The 14,563-nt window shown below is 69.2% G+C and carries 13 protein-coding genes and 1 pseudogene; 4 read left to right on the top strand and 10 right to left on the bottom strand.

The features are described from left to right. Positions 1 to 209: 209 nt before the first annotated feature. Positions 210 to 2,510, bottom strand: coding sequence for an NHL repeat-containing protein (locus ACWDSL_RS29775; protein ID WP_450490589.1), 2,301 nt, complete (start codon positions 2,508 to 2,510; stop codon positions 210 to 212). Between the two features lie 871 nt (positions 2,511 to 3,381). Continuing rightward, positions 3,382 to 3,915 (bottom strand): GNAT family N-acetyltransferase, encoded by a 534-nt coding sequence (locus ACWDSL_RS29770; protein ID WP_450490587.1) that lies wholly within the window; start codon positions 3,913 to 3,915, stop codon positions 3,382 to 3,384. 68 nt (positions 3,916 to 3,983) lie between these two features. Between ACWDSL_RS29770 and ACWDSL_RS29765 the strand changes: the two genes are divergently transcribed. Further along, positions 3,984 to 4,142 carry a hypothetical protein gene (locus ACWDSL_RS29765; protein WP_450490585.1) on the top strand — a complete coding sequence of 53 codons (159 nt, stop codon included), beginning with the start codon at positions 3,984 to 3,986 and terminating at the stop codon, positions 4,140 to 4,142. Between the two features lie 124 nt (positions 4,143 to 4,266). Here the strand turns inward: ACWDSL_RS29765 and ACWDSL_RS29760 are convergent, their stop codons facing one another. After that, positions 4,267 to 5,283, bottom strand: a complete 1,017-nt coding sequence (locus ACWDSL_RS29760) for a LacI family DNA-binding transcriptional regulator (protein ID WP_450490583.1) — start codon at positions 5,281 to 5,283, stop codon at positions 4,267 to 4,269. 275 nt (positions 5,284 to 5,558) lie between these two features. Here ACWDSL_RS29760 and ACWDSL_RS29755 point away from each other — a divergent pair, with 275 nt between their 5' ends. The 3 genes from ACWDSL_RS29755 (at position 5,559) to ACWDSL_RS29745 (ending at position 8,926) form a co-directional block, all read left to right on the top strand. Further along, a complete protein-coding gene (locus ACWDSL_RS29755; RefSeq protein WP_450490581.1) occupies positions 5,559 to 6,875 on the top strand; it encodes an ABC transporter substrate-binding protein in 1,317 nt (438 codons plus the stop codon). A 148-nt stretch (positions 6,876 to 7,023) separates the two neighbouring features. After that, positions 7,024 to 7,980 (top strand): carbohydrate ABC transporter permease, encoded by a 957-nt coding sequence (locus ACWDSL_RS29750; RefSeq protein WP_256982393.1) that lies wholly within the window; start codon positions 7,024 to 7,026, stop codon positions 7,978 to 7,980. A 16-nt stretch (positions 7,981 to 7,996) separates the two neighbouring features. After that, positions 7,997 to 8,926: a carbohydrate ABC transporter permease gene (locus tag ACWDSL_RS29745; protein WP_358844316.1), complete on the top strand. Its 930-nt coding sequence runs from the start codon at positions 7,997 to 7,999 to the stop codon at positions 8,924 to 8,926. A gap of 120 nt (positions 8,927 to 9,046) precedes the next feature. Here the strand turns inward: ACWDSL_RS29745 and ACWDSL_RS29740 are convergent. The 7 genes and pseudogenes from ACWDSL_RS29740 to ACWDSL_RS29710 form a co-directional block, all read right to left on the bottom strand. Continuing rightward, a pseudogene (locus tag ACWDSL_RS29740) lies at positions 9,047 to 9,196 on the bottom strand (integrase core domain-containing protein); the annotation flags it as partial. Positions 9,197 to 9,483: 287 nt separating this feature from the next. Next, entirely contained in the window at positions 9,484 to 9,762 is a 279-nt protein-coding gene (gene catC, locus ACWDSL_RS29735) for a muconolactone Delta-isomerase (protein WP_450490579.1), read from the bottom strand. Between the two features lie 16 nt (positions 9,763 to 9,778). Continuing rightward, positions 9,779 to 10,633 carry a catechol 1,2-dioxygenase gene (gene catA / locus ACWDSL_RS29730; RefSeq protein WP_450490577.1) on the bottom strand — a complete coding sequence of 285 codons (855 nt, stop codon included), beginning with the start codon at positions 10,631 to 10,633 and terminating at the stop codon, positions 9,779 to 9,781. A gap of 95 nt (positions 10,634 to 10,728) precedes the next feature. Further along, positions 10,729 to 11,832, bottom strand: a complete 1,104-nt coding sequence (locus ACWDSL_RS29725) for a mandelate racemase/muconate lactonizing enzyme family protein (protein ID WP_450490575.1) — start codon at positions 11,830 to 11,832, stop codon at positions 10,729 to 10,731. Next, on the bottom strand, positions 11,829 to 13,028 hold the full coding sequence (locus ACWDSL_RS29720; RefSeq protein ID WP_450490573.1) for an amidase: 1,200 nt from the start codon (positions 13,026 to 13,028) through the stop codon (positions 11,829 to 11,831). Before ACWDSL_RS29720 ends, ACWDSL_RS29725 begins: the two co-directional genes overlap by 4 nt. Then, positions 13,025 to 13,540 (bottom strand): flavin reductase, encoded by a 516-nt coding sequence (locus ACWDSL_RS29715; protein ID WP_450490571.1) that lies wholly within the window; start codon positions 13,538 to 13,540, stop codon positions 13,025 to 13,027. The genes ACWDSL_RS29720 and ACWDSL_RS29715 overlap by 4 nt, the downstream gene beginning before the upstream one ends. Before the next feature lie 38 nt (positions 13,541 to 13,578). Then, positions 13,579 to 14,532, bottom strand: a complete 954-nt coding sequence (locus tag ACWDSL_RS29710; RefSeq protein ID WP_450490569.1) for a PDR/VanB family oxidoreductase — start codon at positions 14,530 to 14,532, stop codon at positions 13,579 to 13,581. Positions 14,533 to 14,563: the final 31 nt, after the last annotated feature.

The following is a 14,563-nucleotide window of genomic DNA, read 5'->3' as shown; positions in this document are numbered from 1 at the left end:
GGCACCCCACAGGTCAGCCCCTGGGGTGGATCTCGACGGTGTCCTGTGCGGTGGCGAAGACCGGGTCGCCCAGCTGGATGCCGGCCTGGGCCGTCCGCCCTGGGCCGTCGCCTCGGCCTCCATCGCCGGGTAGAGCGACGGCCAGGCATGCCCGCCGGGCGGTGCGGCGCGGGGGTCGCCCTCCTCAAGGGGCGGCCTCCGCGCTCGCGCTACGGCGTTTCGATGACGATCGAGGCGTGGCCCGTGGCGAAGGGCGGATTGCCGAGTTGGAGGCTCACGCTGACCGTGCCGGGCGTCGCGGAGGAGTCGACCTCCATCGCCGGGTAGAGCACCACCCACTTGCCGGGGTCGGTGTCCAGCTGCGCCTGGCAGGTGAGCCGGCGGCCGTCGGGCGACCGCTGGGCCGCGCCCACGACCTCCTGGCTGCTGCCCTCCGGCCACAGCGTCAGCGCGTCCTCGGTGAACCGCATGCCTTGCGGAGCGGTCAGCGTGATCTGCTCGGTGGCGATGGCGCGGCGGCTGGTGTTCGTGATCTTCAGGACCGCCGGGTAGACCCATTGCTGCCCGGGCCGTACTCGTGCCTTCTCGAGTTTGGTCTGAACCACCCGGGCGGTGAGGGGCGATGGGGCGCCGGTGATCGTGCCCGAGATCTGAATGGGGGCGAGACGCCCGATGCTCGCCGAGCCATTGTCGTAACGGCCGGGCAGGGCGTCCGTCCGGGCCTGCACCGGGATGAAGTAGACGAGCGAACCGGTGTCGCTGGCGGTGGTGTTGAGATGCGGATTCGCCGTGATCACCAGCGTCTGCCCGGAGTCCTCGATGCTGTGGTCGAGCGGGACGGGGGTGACGCCGTGGGTGGTCTCGTAGTACGCGTACGTGGGCTGGCCCCTGAAAGTGAAGCCGGCCGGTGCGGTGAAACGCTGGACGATGTTCCCCGGGTTCACCGGTCGGTCGACGCCGGAGATGTACTTCACGGTGAAGACGGCCGACTGCCCGGGGGCGGCGGTGGGGATCGTGTCCTGAATGACGGTGAGGGCGGTCTCGTCACCGACCGGTGCGGGCACGACGATCATCACGGGCAGGCGCTCGACGTTGTCCTTGAGATTGATCTCACCGCTGTACTGGATCTCCAGCGTGGACGTGTAGATGCCCGCAGACGTGGTGTCGGGGGCGCTGACGCGGAAGACGCCGTCCAGGGAGCCCTCATGGGGCAGCAGCTGCTGCCCGGTGAAGGTGCGGCTGAGCCGCCGCTCGCCGGTGCCCGGCACGCCCACCAGGCCGTCGGCGAGGTTCAGCACCACGGTGACAAACCGCCCCTCGACCGGGTTGGGCCCGCGGTTCTTGATCCGGACACCGAGGTCGAACACCTGGCCATGCGGGACCGCGTAGGGGGCGACGCTCTCGCCGTACAGATCCGCGGCGGGCGGCAGCGGCGGCGTCATCTCGGCAACGGCCGTCACGCCGCGTACCCGGTGGTTGTTGTAGTCGCCGATGTACAGATTTCCCGCGGCGTCCAGCGCCACTCCCCACGGGCTGTAGAGCCGGGTGGAGACGGCCGGGCCGCCGTCGTCGATGTACCCCGCGATCCCGGTGCCCGCCACGGTGGTGATGATGCCGGTGGTGGATACCCTGCGCACGCGGTGGTTGCCACTGTCGCCGATGTACAGGTTCCCTGCGGCGTCCAGTGCCACGCCGTGGGGGTAGTTGAGGCTGGTGACGGCGGCGGGTCCCCCGTCGGAGACGTACCCGCCGGTGCCGTTGCCCGCGACGGTGGTGATGATCCCGTTGCGGGTCACCTTGCGGACACGGTGGTTCCCCCAGTCGCCGATGTACAGGTTCCCCTCGGGATCCACGGCCAGCCCGGACGGGGTGCTCAGCCGGGTGGCGACGGCAGGGCCGCCGTCGGAGACGTACCCCGGCTGGCCGTTGCCCGCGACGGTGGTGATGATCCCGTCGGGGGTCACCTTGCGGACCCGGTGGTTGTTCATCTCGCTGAAGTACAGATTTCCCTCACGGTCCACCGCGATGCCGTGAGGGTAGTTCAGCCGGGTGGCGACGGCAGGGCCGCCGTCGGAGATGTAGCCGGCTTCGCCGTTGCCCGCGACGGTGGTGATGACCCCGGCCGGGGTCACCTTGCGGACCCGGTGGTTGCCGAAGTCGGTGATGTAGACGTTGCCGGCGTCGTCGACGGCCACGTCGGGGGGCAGGCTGAGCCTCGTCGCGACCGCAGGGCCGCCGTCGGAGATGTAGCCGGCTTCGCCGTTGCCCGCGATGGTGGTGATGATCCCGTCGGGGGTCACCTTGCGGACCCGGTGGTTGTAGCGGTCGGCGATATAGAGATTGCCCTGCCTGTCGACGGCGAGACCGAAGGGGGAGTTGAGCTGGGTCAGCGGCGCGGGTCCGCCGTCGGAGAGATATCCGGCGGCACCGGTGCCCGCGACGGTGGCGATGGCGCCGTGGGGCAGGCCGATGGGTTGTGGTCCGGTTCCGTTACTTGATACGCCTGCCATCACTGCTTCTCCCGTCTGAGGGCACGGCACATCGGGCGCGGGGGTGAGCCGCGCCGATGAGGGTGGGGTGCTCCGGAGCAAGCCGGAGCCTAACCGCCGTACTCCAGTAGCTCTGCACGCCTCTTCCGGACAATCCGTCCGAGACGGGAACGGCGTTCTTGCGCCGTGGCAACGGCCGCCAACTGGACCTCCGGCCTCCGGCAGGGGCCGCCACCGACCCCCTGGCGCGGTCCGCACATGTCACAGGTCCACCCCGGCGGAATGGTGCCCGCCGTCATGCCCACCCGGGTGAATGTCGGCGTCCACTACACCGGAATCCGCCGAGGGCGGCTGAGCGATGGCGCAGAGGCGCCCTGCCCGATGGCCGGAACATGGTGTCACCCGAGGGACGGCGCTGGGAATGGGTCACCCGGACGACACGATCACATGCGCCAGATCCGGACAAACAAGCCACAGGTCGCCGACCCGGGGCCGCCCGCTCGATCAGCGTCTGGGCCGCGTCGACCCATGAAGGGCGCCTCATTCGTTGCTCATCAATGCCGAGTAGTTGGGCGGGGCTGGTATGGCGTCAAGAGGCACGAGTGCGCGCAACGGGACCTCGGCCGATCTTGTTGCATTGCCCTCGGGGTCGGTTGTGGCGCCCCGCTGCAGGTCAGCGCACGTGTGGGTGGGGAATCAAGCCGAGCGACGCTGGGGGCGGCCAGAGCACCGGGTGGCCGTTTCCAGGGCTCTGGCCGCGGTTCCGTGAAAGAGTAGGTCAGCGACGGGAAGACACCGTCCGTCCCTCGGTGTCCGTGCTGTCGCGATCAATGCGCTCAGGGACGTAGGGACAGTGGTCGGCTGTCTTGTGATGATCGACGGCTCGGCCGGTTCACGCCTGGAACTCGGTGAGATCGATGGCGTGAACGCGCAGCGGGTAGCCGTACACCGGGTGCGCCGTCTCCCGCTCGGGCACCATGCCGAGCTTGCGGATGACGTTCTCGGAGGCGTTGTCCCCCACCTGGTTGATGCTGATGACGCGGTCCAGGCCGCGGTCCTGGAGCGCGAACTCCAACGTGGCATGCGCGGCTTCGGACGCGTATCCCTGGCCCCAGAACTGCGAGCCGAGCCGCCAGCTGATCGCCACGGCGGGCATCACCTCCGGCAGGAACTCGGGCACGGACAGCCCCGTGAAGCCGATCAATTCGCCCGAGGCCAGCAGCTCGACGGCGAAGAGGCCGAAGCCCTCCTCGTCCCACTCCTCCTCCCACCGCTCGATGGCCTCCGCCGTGTGGTCCAGGTCGCGCACCGAGCCGTCGTCGATCCAGCGCATAACCCGCGGGTCCGCGTTGATGTCCGCCATGGGCGCGAGGTCGTCGTCGTGCCAGCGGCGCAGGAGGAGACGGGATGTGCGGATCTCGGTCATGCGCCCATCTTGCCGAAGGCAAGCGCCTCACCGCTAATCCGGCGCTCGGACGGTGTCTGGGAGGGGCGGTGCACTCCACCGCGCTGCTGGAGTCGGCCGTCGCTGCCTCCGCGCTCTACAACGAGGTCGTGATGATGGAGGCGTGCGAGGCGCTGGGCCTTGCCTCCGAGCCGCGCACCGTCACCGCCACCGACGACGACGGCAAAGCGAAACACGAGCGTTCATGACGGACCTGTACCGCCACCTGGGCGAGCACACGGACGTGCCCGCCGGGGACTCGATCTCGGCCACGATCCGGGCCTCAACGGCACAGGAGCAGGAGAAAACCGCCAGGCGACCCCCTCGGTCGGATCAGGAGGAGTCGCGGACGACCAACGTGGTGGACAGGACTACGTGTCGGCGGGGCGTCTTGGGGTCGGAGATCTCCTGGATCAGGATCCGGGCGATCGTACTGCCGATCTCCTCGACAGGCTGGCGCACGCTCGTCAAGGATGGGGTGGTGTGACGGGCAATGATCGAGTCGTCGAAACCGACCACCGCCACATCCTCCGGGACCCGCCGCCCCTGCGCGCGCAGTTCGACCAGGGCGCCTGCGGCCATGACGTCGGAGGCGACGAACACGGCGTCGAGGTCGGGAACGCGTCGCAGCAGCTCGCGCATGGCCCGCTGCCCGCTCTTCTCGGTGAAATCCGCCCGGGCCACAAGCACCTCCTCGGGTTCCCGGCAGGCCTCCCGCAGGGCGTTCCGCCAGCCCTGGAGCCTGCTGCGGCCGACTTCCATGTCCAACGGCCCGGTGATCGTCGCGACCTTTCTCCGGCCGCGTCCCAGCAGATGACGCACGGCCTCCTCGGCGCCGCCCAGATTGTCCGAACGAACATGACTCAGCGGCTCGGAGGGAGACCGCCGCCCGGCCAGCACCGTGGGAAGGCCGAATTCCTCCAGCACCCCGGGGATCGGATCGTCCCTGTGCACGGAGACGAGGAGTACGCCGTCGACCCGTCGCTCGGCGACCGACTCGGTGAGCTGGTCGAGTTCACCCTTGTCACGCACGAGGACGAGCTGCAGCTGCGTCTTGGTGTCGACAAGACCGGTGCTCACGCCACGGATCACGGCGGAGAAGTAGGGCTCCGAGTCCAGCCTGCTCTCCGCTTCAGGGATGACCAGTGCGATGGAGTTGGTCCTGCTGGTGACCAGGCCGCGCGCCACGGAGTTCGGCACATAGTTGAGTTCGGCGATCGCGGCTTCCACCGCTGCCCGGGCCCTGTCGCTGACCAGCGGTGATCCATTGATCACCCGAGAGACCGTGGTGCGTCCGACCCCGGCCCGTGCGGCCACGGTCTTGATGGTCGGTCGCTGGCTGGCGCCCATGATTCCCTCCTCCTGCGCGCTGCTCCCCTGGCGCTCACCAGCGCATTGTGCCAGAGCGTTTCACCGGCCACCGGCCGGAAAGTGAAGGCACAACATCTGGCGGCAACAAACTGGATTCAAGTTCTTGACACAGGCGCCTTCCCGCCGCCAGTCTTCCCTGGACTTATTGGGAACGTACCCACCGCGAATGGGAGCGTTCCCACTCGCCGATGTAGCCATGAGCCGTCCCAGTGGTTGGTACTCCGGTGCGCCGGTGCCGTTGTCAGGAGGAAGAAATGGGTGGGCGCTACAAGCTTTTACGTACAAGAAGTGCGGCTGTCGTCTCGGCCGCGCTCGCTCTCGGGCTGGTCGCCGGCTGCGGTGGAGGCAGTGACTCGGGAACGGGAGGCGGACGGTCCAAGGACGGCAAGGTCACCATCACCATGGGCCTGTTCGGGGTCATGGGCTTCAAGGAGACCGATCTCCTCGATCGGTACATGAAGGAAAACCCCAACGTCACCATCAAGGCCGAGGTGGCCGGCGATGAGCAGACGTACTACACCGCCCTGCAGACACACCTCGCGGCGGGCAGCGGGCTCAAGGACATCCAGGGCATAGAGATCGGCCGGGCCAAGGAACTCGTCGACACCCAGGCGGACAAGTTCGTCGACTTGTCGGACGTGCCGGGCACGGATCACTTCCTGCCGTGGAAGCTCAACCAGGTCACCACCTCCAAGGGCAAGGTCATCGGTCTCGGCACGGATATCGGACCGATGGCCGTCTGCTATCGCAAGGATCTCTTCAAGCAGGCGGGCCTGCCCACCGACCGCGAGGAGGTGGGCAGGCTCTGGGAAGGCGACTGGTCCAAGTTCGTCGACGTGGGCAAGGAGTTCAAGTCCCGCTCCAAGGACGACAAGGTCGCCTACATCGACAGCGCCAGCGGGCTGTTCAACGCGATGGTCTACGGCGCCTCGAAGCAGTACTACAACGAGAAGGGCGACCTGATCTATCAGGACAACCCTGTGGTCAAGGAGGCCTGGGCCACGGCCTCGGAGGCCGCCACCTCGGGGCTGACGGCGAAGCTCCGGCAGTTCCAGCCCGGTTGGGATCCCGGGCTGGCCAACGGCACCTTCGCCGCCACCGTCTGCCCCGCTTGGATGCTCGCCCACATCAGCGAGAAATCCGGAGCCGCGAACAAGGGCAAGTGGGATGTCGCGAAGGCGCCCAAGGGCGCCAACTGGGGCGGCTCCTTCCTCGGCGTCCTGGAGAAAAGCCCGGTCAAGGAGGAGGCCAAGAAGCTCGTGGCCTGGCTCACCGCGCCGGAGCAGCAGGAATACCTGTTCAAGAAGCTCGGCAACTTCCCCTCTTCCGAAGAGGCGTTGAAGTCCCCCGGTGTGGCGGAGGCGAAGTCCGAGTACTTCAGCGGCGCCCCGATCGGCAAGATCTTCGGCGCCGCGGCCCAGGAGATCCCCGACAAGCAGGTGCTGGGCCGGAAGGACGGCACGATCAAGGACATCATCTCCCAGGGGCTGACGCTGATCGAGTCGCAGAACCAGAGCCCCGACAAGGCGTGGGCCACCACGGACAAGCGGATCAAGAAGGCCACCGGCTGACCGTGCGCACGTCCAGGGTTCCGGCGGCCGTCACGGCGGCGGCCGCCGGAACCGACCCCTCACCCATGTCTCGAAAGGAGGCCTGAAGGTGGTCACTTCCGGTTCGGTACCGCACGCCGACGGCACCCAGAACATCCCGGCCGGCGCCGTGAAGGCGCCCGGCGTCAGCGGTGACGGAGACCGCCCCAGGCAGGGCCGGCGCAACCTCCTGCACCGCCTGGACATCAAGGGGGCGCCGTACGCGTTCATCGCTCCGTTCTTCATCGTCTTCGCGGCCTTCGGCTTCTACCCGCTGCTGTACACGTTCTGGATCTCCCTGCACCACGTGGAGCTGGCCTCCATGAACCTCATGGAGTGGCGCGGCTTCGGCAACTACACCGAACTCTGGCAGGACGACCGGTTCTGGAACGCGCTGTCCAATACCTTCACCATCGGTGTGCTGTCCACCGTGCCCCAGCTGTTGATGGCCCTGGGTCTGGCCCATCTGCTCAACTACAGACTGCGCGGCTCGACGTTCTTCCGGGTCGCCGCGCTGACACCGTACGCCACCTCGGTGGGTGCTGCTGCCCTGGTGTTCACCATGCTGTTCGAGCGCGACTTCGGTTTGATCAACTGGATGCTGAGCCTGGTCGGCGTCGACAACGTCGACTGGGAGAACAACAAATGGGCTGCCCAGAGCGCGATCTCCGTGATCGTTATCTGGCGCTGGACCGGCTACAACGCGCTGCTCTACCTGGCGGCCATGCAGGCCATTCCGCGGGACCGGTACGAGGCGGCGGCCATTGACGGCGCGTCACGCTGGCAGCAGTTCACCAAGGTCACCGTCCCCGGCATCCGGTCCACGATCCTCTTCACCATCGTGTTGTCCACCATCGGCGCGACCCAGCTGTTCGGCGAACCGCTGATCTTCGGCCAGGGACCCAACGGCGTCACCGGCGGCGCGGACAACCAATATCAGACGCTCGGCCTGCTGCTGTACGAAGAGGGCTGGAAAAACTACCAGATGGGGCGGGCGGCAACCGTCGCCTGGGCGATGTTCCTGCTGCTGATCCTCATCTTCGCCCTGCAGCGTGTCCTCAAGCGCTTCACCTCCCGCAAGTCCTGACCAGGAGCAGCCAGCCATGACCACCGAAAGCCTCCAGCCCCGGGCGGGCGCGCGTTCGGGGACCCCCTGGGACACGTCAACGCCGTCCAGGCGCCGATTCCGCCCTTCACTGCGCCCCAGGGCCGGGCGCCAGCACCACGCCGGTCCGGTCGCCTACGTCCTGCTCGGCCTGGCCACGGTGTTCTCCCTCTTCCCGCTTTATTTCACGGTGGTGGCGGCGTCGAGCGACAACACCCGTGTCACGCAGACCCCGCCACCGTTCCTGCCCGGGCCGAATCTCTTCGACAACCTCGGCAAGGCGTGGCAGGACGCGGCACTGGGCAAGGCCATGATGAACAGTCTCATCGTGGCGAGCGCCATCGCCCTGTCCACCGTGCTGTTCGCCACCCTGGCCGGGTTCGCGCTCGCCAAACTGCGTTTCAAGGGACGCAACATCGCGCTGATGCTGGTCATCGGCACCATGATGGTGCCGCCGCAGCTCGGTGTCGTACCGCTCTTCATGATGATGACGGAACTGGGATGGGGTCAGCAGCTGCCCGCCGTCATCTTTCCGACGCTGGTCAGCGCGGTCGGAGTGTTCTTCATGCGGCAGTATCTCTCCGAGGCGCTGCCGGACGAACTCATCGAGGCAGGGCGGGTGGACGGCGCGCACTCGCTCCGCATCTTCTGGAGCATCGTGCTGCCGATCGCCCGTCCGCCGATGGCCGTCCTGTTCATGATCACCTTTGTGCACGCCTGGAACGACTTCTTCTGGCCGTTCATCGTGCTGGACATGAGCAACCCGACCGTCCCGGTCGCGCTGACCCAGCTCAGTGCGGGCTATGTGCGCGACCAGTCGCTCATCATGGCCGGCGCGCTGCTCGGCACCCTGCCGCTGCTGGCTATGTTCATCGTCTTCGGCCGCCAGATAGTCGGCGGCATCATGCAGGGCGCGGTCAAGGGCTGAGCCCCCACCCGCTCCCTCGGGCGCCTCCCCCGCCCGGGTTCCTCCTGAAGGGTGCCAATGTGGGATGCCGTCGGGAGCACCGCTCAGCGCCCGAAGACTCGGGCCGAGGTGAGCTCGTCCGGCGTTGTAGTGCTGGGCATACATGGTGAGAACGGTGCGCAGGTGTCGCTCACCGGTGATGAGGAGTCGGTCGGTGCATCCGGCACGGGCTGTGCGTATCCATCGTTCGGCGAACGCGTTTGACCGCGGCCTGTGCGGCGGGGTCGGGATGACGGCTGTGCCGTTGCCGACGAAGACGGCGTCGAACGCGGCGATGAAGCGCTGTCCCGGTCACAGATACGTCGCACCGGGCGACACCGGTCCGCGGCACGTAGATGACGCCGGCGAGTGCCGCCCGGTCCGGAACACGCAGCCGCCCAGGGTGGCGGTGGCGTCGTTCGGGAACGGGCGGCAGCAGCGGAGCCTGTCCCGCTGCTGCCGCGTGGCCAAGGATGCGGAGGTCTTGGCGTTCTGCACTGTGCGAAGTGGTGGAGGGGATGGCGCCACTCCGCTGAATGTCAGTGGAGCGCGGACGGATGCCGGGCGAGCGGCGTGACGGTGATGTCCATGTACGGGAAAAGTGGCAGTCCCCACAGGATTTCGTTGAGCCGGTCGTTGTCGGCGACGTCGAAGACGCTGAGGTTCGCGTACTGCCCCGTACAGCGCCACAGGTGCAGCCACTCGCCGTCGTGCTGGAGCCGCTGGGCGTACTCCTTCTCGGCGGCGAGGGTCGTGGCACGGGTCTCGGGGTCCAGGTCGGGCGGGAGATTTACGGTCATGTGGACGGCGAAGAGCATGGCGGTCTCCGGTCGGTCAGGAGGCGGGGTCGAGGACGAAGCCGTGGGTGACCTCGTGCCCGCCGTCTGCGGTGGGCCGGGGGTCGATCAGCAGCTCGGGCTTGACCGCGCTGGCCACGTCGTCCTCGACGTATGTACCGCCCTTGAAGTACAGCTGGGTGGTGAGCGGGGCATGTCCGGGTGCGGAGACCTTCAGGTGCAGGTGGGCGGGGCGCCAGGCGTGCCAGCCCGCGGCGGAGATGAGTCGTCCGCAGGAGCCGTCGGTGGGGATCTGGTACGGGGCGGGCTGGATCGTCGTGACCGCGAACCGGCCCTGGTCGTCGGCGACCACGCTGCCGCGCAGGTTCCACTCCGGGATGCCGGGGGCGAACCGCGAGTACAGCCCCTCGTCGTCGGCCTGCCACATCTCCAGCCGCGCACCGGCCAGGGGGCCGCCGGACGCGCTGGTGACCTGCCCCTGGAAAAGGAGCTCGGTACCCGCCTCTCCGTCGCGCATGGGCAGGGCGGAGATGCTGGGGAGTTCGGGGGCGCCGGGGACGTAGTACGGGCCTTCGATCGTGCCCTTGCTGCCCCGGCGGGCGGCGGTGGCGACCTCCTCGACGACGTGCTCGACCCAGACGTCCAGGAAGAGCGGCCACTCTCCGTCCCGGCCGACGGAGATCAGCCACGACTTGAGTGCGTTGTACTCCTCGTAGGTCACCTGGTGGCGGCGGACGATGTCATGGACGGCGGTGATCAGCTCTGTGGCGAGGGTGTGGACGCGCCCGGTGTCGGCGGGCGGCGCGGAAGTGGCGGTCTTGTCGGTCAGAAAGCGCTCCGTGGCCGAGGCGCCGGATGCGGCGGCAGTGGCTTTGACGGTGGCATCGGACATATCAGCAGACTCCTTTGTCAGTTGGATTTGCCAGTTGGGTTTGTCAGTTGGGGGGAAGGTTGGGATGGCGGGCGAAGGGGGCGCGGACGGGCGGTTCAGCGGTCCTGGCGGTAGCGGTCGAGCTTCTCCGGGTCGATCGCCACGCCGAGGCCGGGGAGGTCCGGTACGGCGAGCGCGCCGTCGGCGATGGCGAGCGGCTCGGTGAGCAGGTCGTCGCTCATGTCCAGGAAGTTGGAGAGTTCACCGGGGCGGCGCGCCGAAGAGGCGTGGGCGGCGCCGAAGGCCACCGTGCACACCGTGCCCAGCCGGCCGTCGATCTGATTGCCCATGACGACCTCGGCGCCCATCCCCTCGCACTGGAAGAGCACGCGCTGGGAGTGGGTGAAGCCGGTGCGGGCGGTCTTGATGCTGATCGCTGTGGCGGCTCCGTCCAGGAGCGAGCGGGTCACCTCGGCGGGCGTGGTGGCGGATTCGTCCGCGACGAACGGCACGGGGCTGTTGCGCACGAGCCACCGGCGGCCCAGGACGTCGTCGGCGGGGCACAGTTCCTCGGCCAGTGTGATGCCGATCGCGTCGAGCTCTCGCAGGGCCGCCGCCGACTCGGAGGCGGTCCAGCCGCGGTTGCCGTCCACGTACAGCTCGGCCTCGTCGCCCAGCGCCTCGCGCAGGGCCTGGCACACCTCGATGTCGAGCCGGACCGGGCGGCGCCCGACCTTCACCTTGAAGGTGGTGATGCCGTAGGTGTCCCGCATCCGCTCGGCCTCCGCCACCATGCGCTCCGGGGTGTCGAAGCCGAGCATGTGGGCCACCCGCATCCGGTCGGCCCAGCCGCCGAGGAGTCGGCTGACCGACAGGCCCAGCGACTGGCCCGCGATGTCCCACAGGGCCATGTCGATCGCCGCCTTGGCGGCCGGGTTGCCCACCGTGCGGTGCAGCCGGGCGTGGATCCGCTCACGGGCGAGGACGTCCATGCCGGTGAGCTGGGGGGCGAAGATCCGCTCGATCACCCCGGTCACGGAGGTCTGCGTCTCACCGTAGGTGAAGGGGCGGGGCGGCGCGTCGGCCACCCCGGTCAGCCCCTCGTCGGTGTGGACGCGGACGAGGACGTGTTCGGCGGTGTGCACCTCGCCGCTGGCGAAGCGCAACGGCTTGGAGTACGGGATCGCGTACGGGATGGCCTCGATCGCGGCGATCTTCATCGGACGGCCTCCTCGGCTCTGAGGGCGGCCCCGAGCAGCCGGCCCACGCGGTCGGGGTGGCCCACGAGTTGGAGGCCGAGCGGCATGCCGTGCGGGTCGCGGTGGCCGGGGACGGTGACGGCCGGCAGGCCGAGGAGTTGCCAGGGGCGGCTGAGGACGGGCGTGCCGGTGGCGCCGAGACCGTGCGGGGCGGGCCCAGGGGCGGCGGGGCCGAGGATCGCGTCGGCGTCGGACAGCAGGTCAAGCAGCCGGGCGCGGGCGGTGCGGGCGGTCTCCAGGGCCGCCCGGTAGTCGGCCTCGGGTGTGCTGTGTCCGCGGTCCAGCAGATCGCGCAGGTGTGTGCTGAGGGCCCCCGGGTGCTCGGAGCGCTCGACTGCGAGGGAACGGGCCGCTTCGTAGGCCATGACCGTCGCGTGTCCGTCGGCGAGCGCGGGGGTGGCCACCTGGGTGCCGAGGTCGTCCGTCGCCGCCCCGGATGCCGCCAGCGCCTGCCTGGTGCGGTACAGGGCGCTCAGCATCTCCGGGTCGACGTCGGTGAGTCCGGTGCCCGGCCACACCAGAATCCGCAGGGATTCCGGCTCTTCGGTCCGGGTGCCGTCCACGGCCTCGACGGCCCCGGCCAGGTCGGACACTCGGGTGGCGAGCAGTCCTGGCGCGTCCAGGCTCGGGCTGAGTCCGGTGAAGCCTCGGGTCGACCAGGCACCGACCGGGGCCACGTACCCCGCGACACCGCAGTAGGAGGCGGGCCTGGTCAGCGAACCGGCCGTCTGCGAACCGAGTGCGAGCGGCACCACACCCGCCGCGACGGCGGCGGCCGAGCCGCTGGAGGAGCCGCCGGGGGTGTGGGCCGGGTGGTGCGGGTTGCGGGTGGGTCCGGGCTGGAAGTACGCGAACTCGGTGGTGACCGTCTTGCCCAGAGGGACGGCGCCGGCCTGGCGCAGCCGGTCCACCAGCCAGGCGTCGTGCGTGGCGATCCGCCCGCGGCGCAGCGGGGTGCCGCATTCGGTGGGCAGCCCGGCCACGTCGATGATGTCCTTCACGCCGAACGGCACGCCCCGCAGCGGTCCGTCCGGGGCCGCCTCGGCCGCCGCGCGGGCACCGTCGGGGTCCACGCGGACCCAGGCCCGGATCTCCGGCTCGGTGTTCTCCAGGCGGCGCAGCGCGTCGTCGACCGCGGCTGTGCGCGGGGGCGTCACGGCCGCGCGCCTTCCGGCACCAGCGGTGTGGCGTCGAGGCGGTGGAACGCCCGGTTGAAGTAGACCAGGCTCTGGCCGCCCGACCGGGTGCGGATCTGCTCGATGTCGACGAAGAGCACACTGTGGGAGCCCATGGGGACGGTGTGCTTGATGGTCCCGACGGCGGCCACCAGGGCGTCCTTGAGGACCGGCAGGTCCTGGTCGGGGTCCCACACGTCCCAGGTGAAGCGTTCGGCCATGGCCACCTTGGTGACCCCGGCGAAGTGCAGGGCGAGTTCCTGCTGCTCGCCGCCCAGGACGTTGACGCACACCCGTCCGTTCGCCCGGAAGACGCCGTGCATGGCGCTGCCGCGGTTGAGACAGACCAGGAGGGTCGGCGGATCGTCGGTGACGGAGCAGACGGCGCTGACGGTGATGCCGCAGCGGCCGTTCGGGCCGTCCGTGGTCAGGATGTTGACGGCCGCCGGGAGGTGGGCCATCGCCTCGCGGAAGTCGGCCTGGTCGGGGGTCACGGCGGTGCCGCTCCTCTCCTGGTTCGGTTCGGGCCGGTTCACCACAGCTCGACCACCAGCCGCGGTGACGTCGCGCGCGACACACAGGCGGCGATCTGGTCTCCGGCCGCCTTCTCCTTGGCCGACAGACAGTGGTCGCGGTGGTCGGGTTCGCCCTCGACGACCCGCAGCACGCAGGTCCCGCAGATGCCTTCGCGGCAGGAGGTCTCCAGCGGAACGCCGTTCTCCTCCAGCACGTCCGCGATGCTCTTCCCGGGCGGCACGGTGAAGACCTCGCCGGTGTCGAGTTCGACCTCGAAGCCGTCGTCGGCCCCGGTGTCCGCCGACGTCGCCGCCTGGAACGGCTCGGAGTGGATCTGCTCCTCGGGCAGGCTTCGGGCCGCCAGCTCGCGGACCTGTGCCATGAAGCCCTGGGGCCCGCAGGTGTATACGTGTGCGTGGGCCGGAAGCCCCGCCAGTGCTCGCGTCAGCTCGCGGGCCACCGTCTGCCGGCCGGCCCCGAAGTGGCGGACGACGCGATCGGCGAAGGCGGACTCCTCCAGCAGCCCGGCGAAGGCCGCCTCGGCCCGGCTCCGTGCCACATAGTGCAGCCTGAACTCGGCTTCCCGGGCGTGCAGTTCGTACGCCATCGCCAGCAGGGGCGTGATCCCGATCCCGGCCGCCACCAGGTGGTGCTCCCCTGCCCGTGGGGCGAGGCCGAAGAGTCGGCGGGGCGCTCCGATGGTCAGCTCCGTGCCCCGCTCGACCTTGTCGTGCAGGGCCTGGGAGCCGCCCCGCGAGTTCTCCTCGCGTTTGACGGCGATGGTGTACGCACCGGTGCCGTCGGGCGGTCCGCACAGCGAGTACGGGCGGGTGATCCCCGTGGGTCCTGTCACGTCGATGTGCGCGCCCGCCGGGTACGGGGCGAGGGGGGCGCCGTCGGGGCGGATGATCCGGAGGACCTTGATCGTGTCGGTTTCGGCGTGGGTCTCGGTGACGGTGACAGTGAACATCCGTCTGCCTTCGCGTTGGGTGTGGTGCTGA

The organism is Streptomyces sp. NPDC000941 (assembly GCF_053599555.1).
The sequence above is the reverse complement of the archived record's forward strand: the minus strand, read 5'-3'. Positions and strand labels throughout refer to the sequence as shown.

Coding starts and splice junctions, on each gene's coding strand:
- ACWDSL_RS29755 (WP_450490581.1), top strand. CDS start 5,559: ATGGGTGGGCGCTACAAGCTTTTACGTACAAGAAGTGCGGCTGTCGTC.
- ACWDSL_RS29760 (WP_450490583.1), bottom strand. CDS start 5,283: ATGGGCGCCAGCCAGCGACCGACCATCAAGACCGTGGCCGCACGGGCC.
- catC (WP_450490579.1), bottom strand. CDS start 9,762: ATGCTCTTCGCCGTCCACATGACCGTAAATCTCCCGCCCGACCTGGAC.
- catA (WP_450490577.1), bottom strand. CDS start 10,633: ATGTCCGATGCCACCGTCAAAGCCACTGCCGCCGCATCCGGCGCCTCG.
- ACWDSL_RS29745 (WP_358844316.1), top strand. CDS start 7,997: ATGACCACCGAAAGCCTCCAGCCCCGGGCGGGCGCGCGTTCGGGGACC.
- ACWDSL_RS29770 (WP_450490587.1), bottom strand. CDS start 3,915: ATGACCGAGATCCGCACATCCCGTCTCCTCCTGCGCCGCTGGCACGAC.
- ACWDSL_RS29710 (WP_450490569.1), bottom strand. CDS start 14,532: ATGTTCACTGTCACCGTCACCGAGACCCACGCCGAAACCGACACGATC.
- ACWDSL_RS29775 (WP_450490589.1), bottom strand. CDS start 2,510: ATGGCAGGCGTATCAAGTAACGGAACCGGACCACAACCCATCGGCCTG.
- ACWDSL_RS29725 (WP_450490575.1), bottom strand. CDS start 11,832: ATGAAGATCGCCGCGATCGAGGCCATCCCGTACGCGATCCCGTACTCC.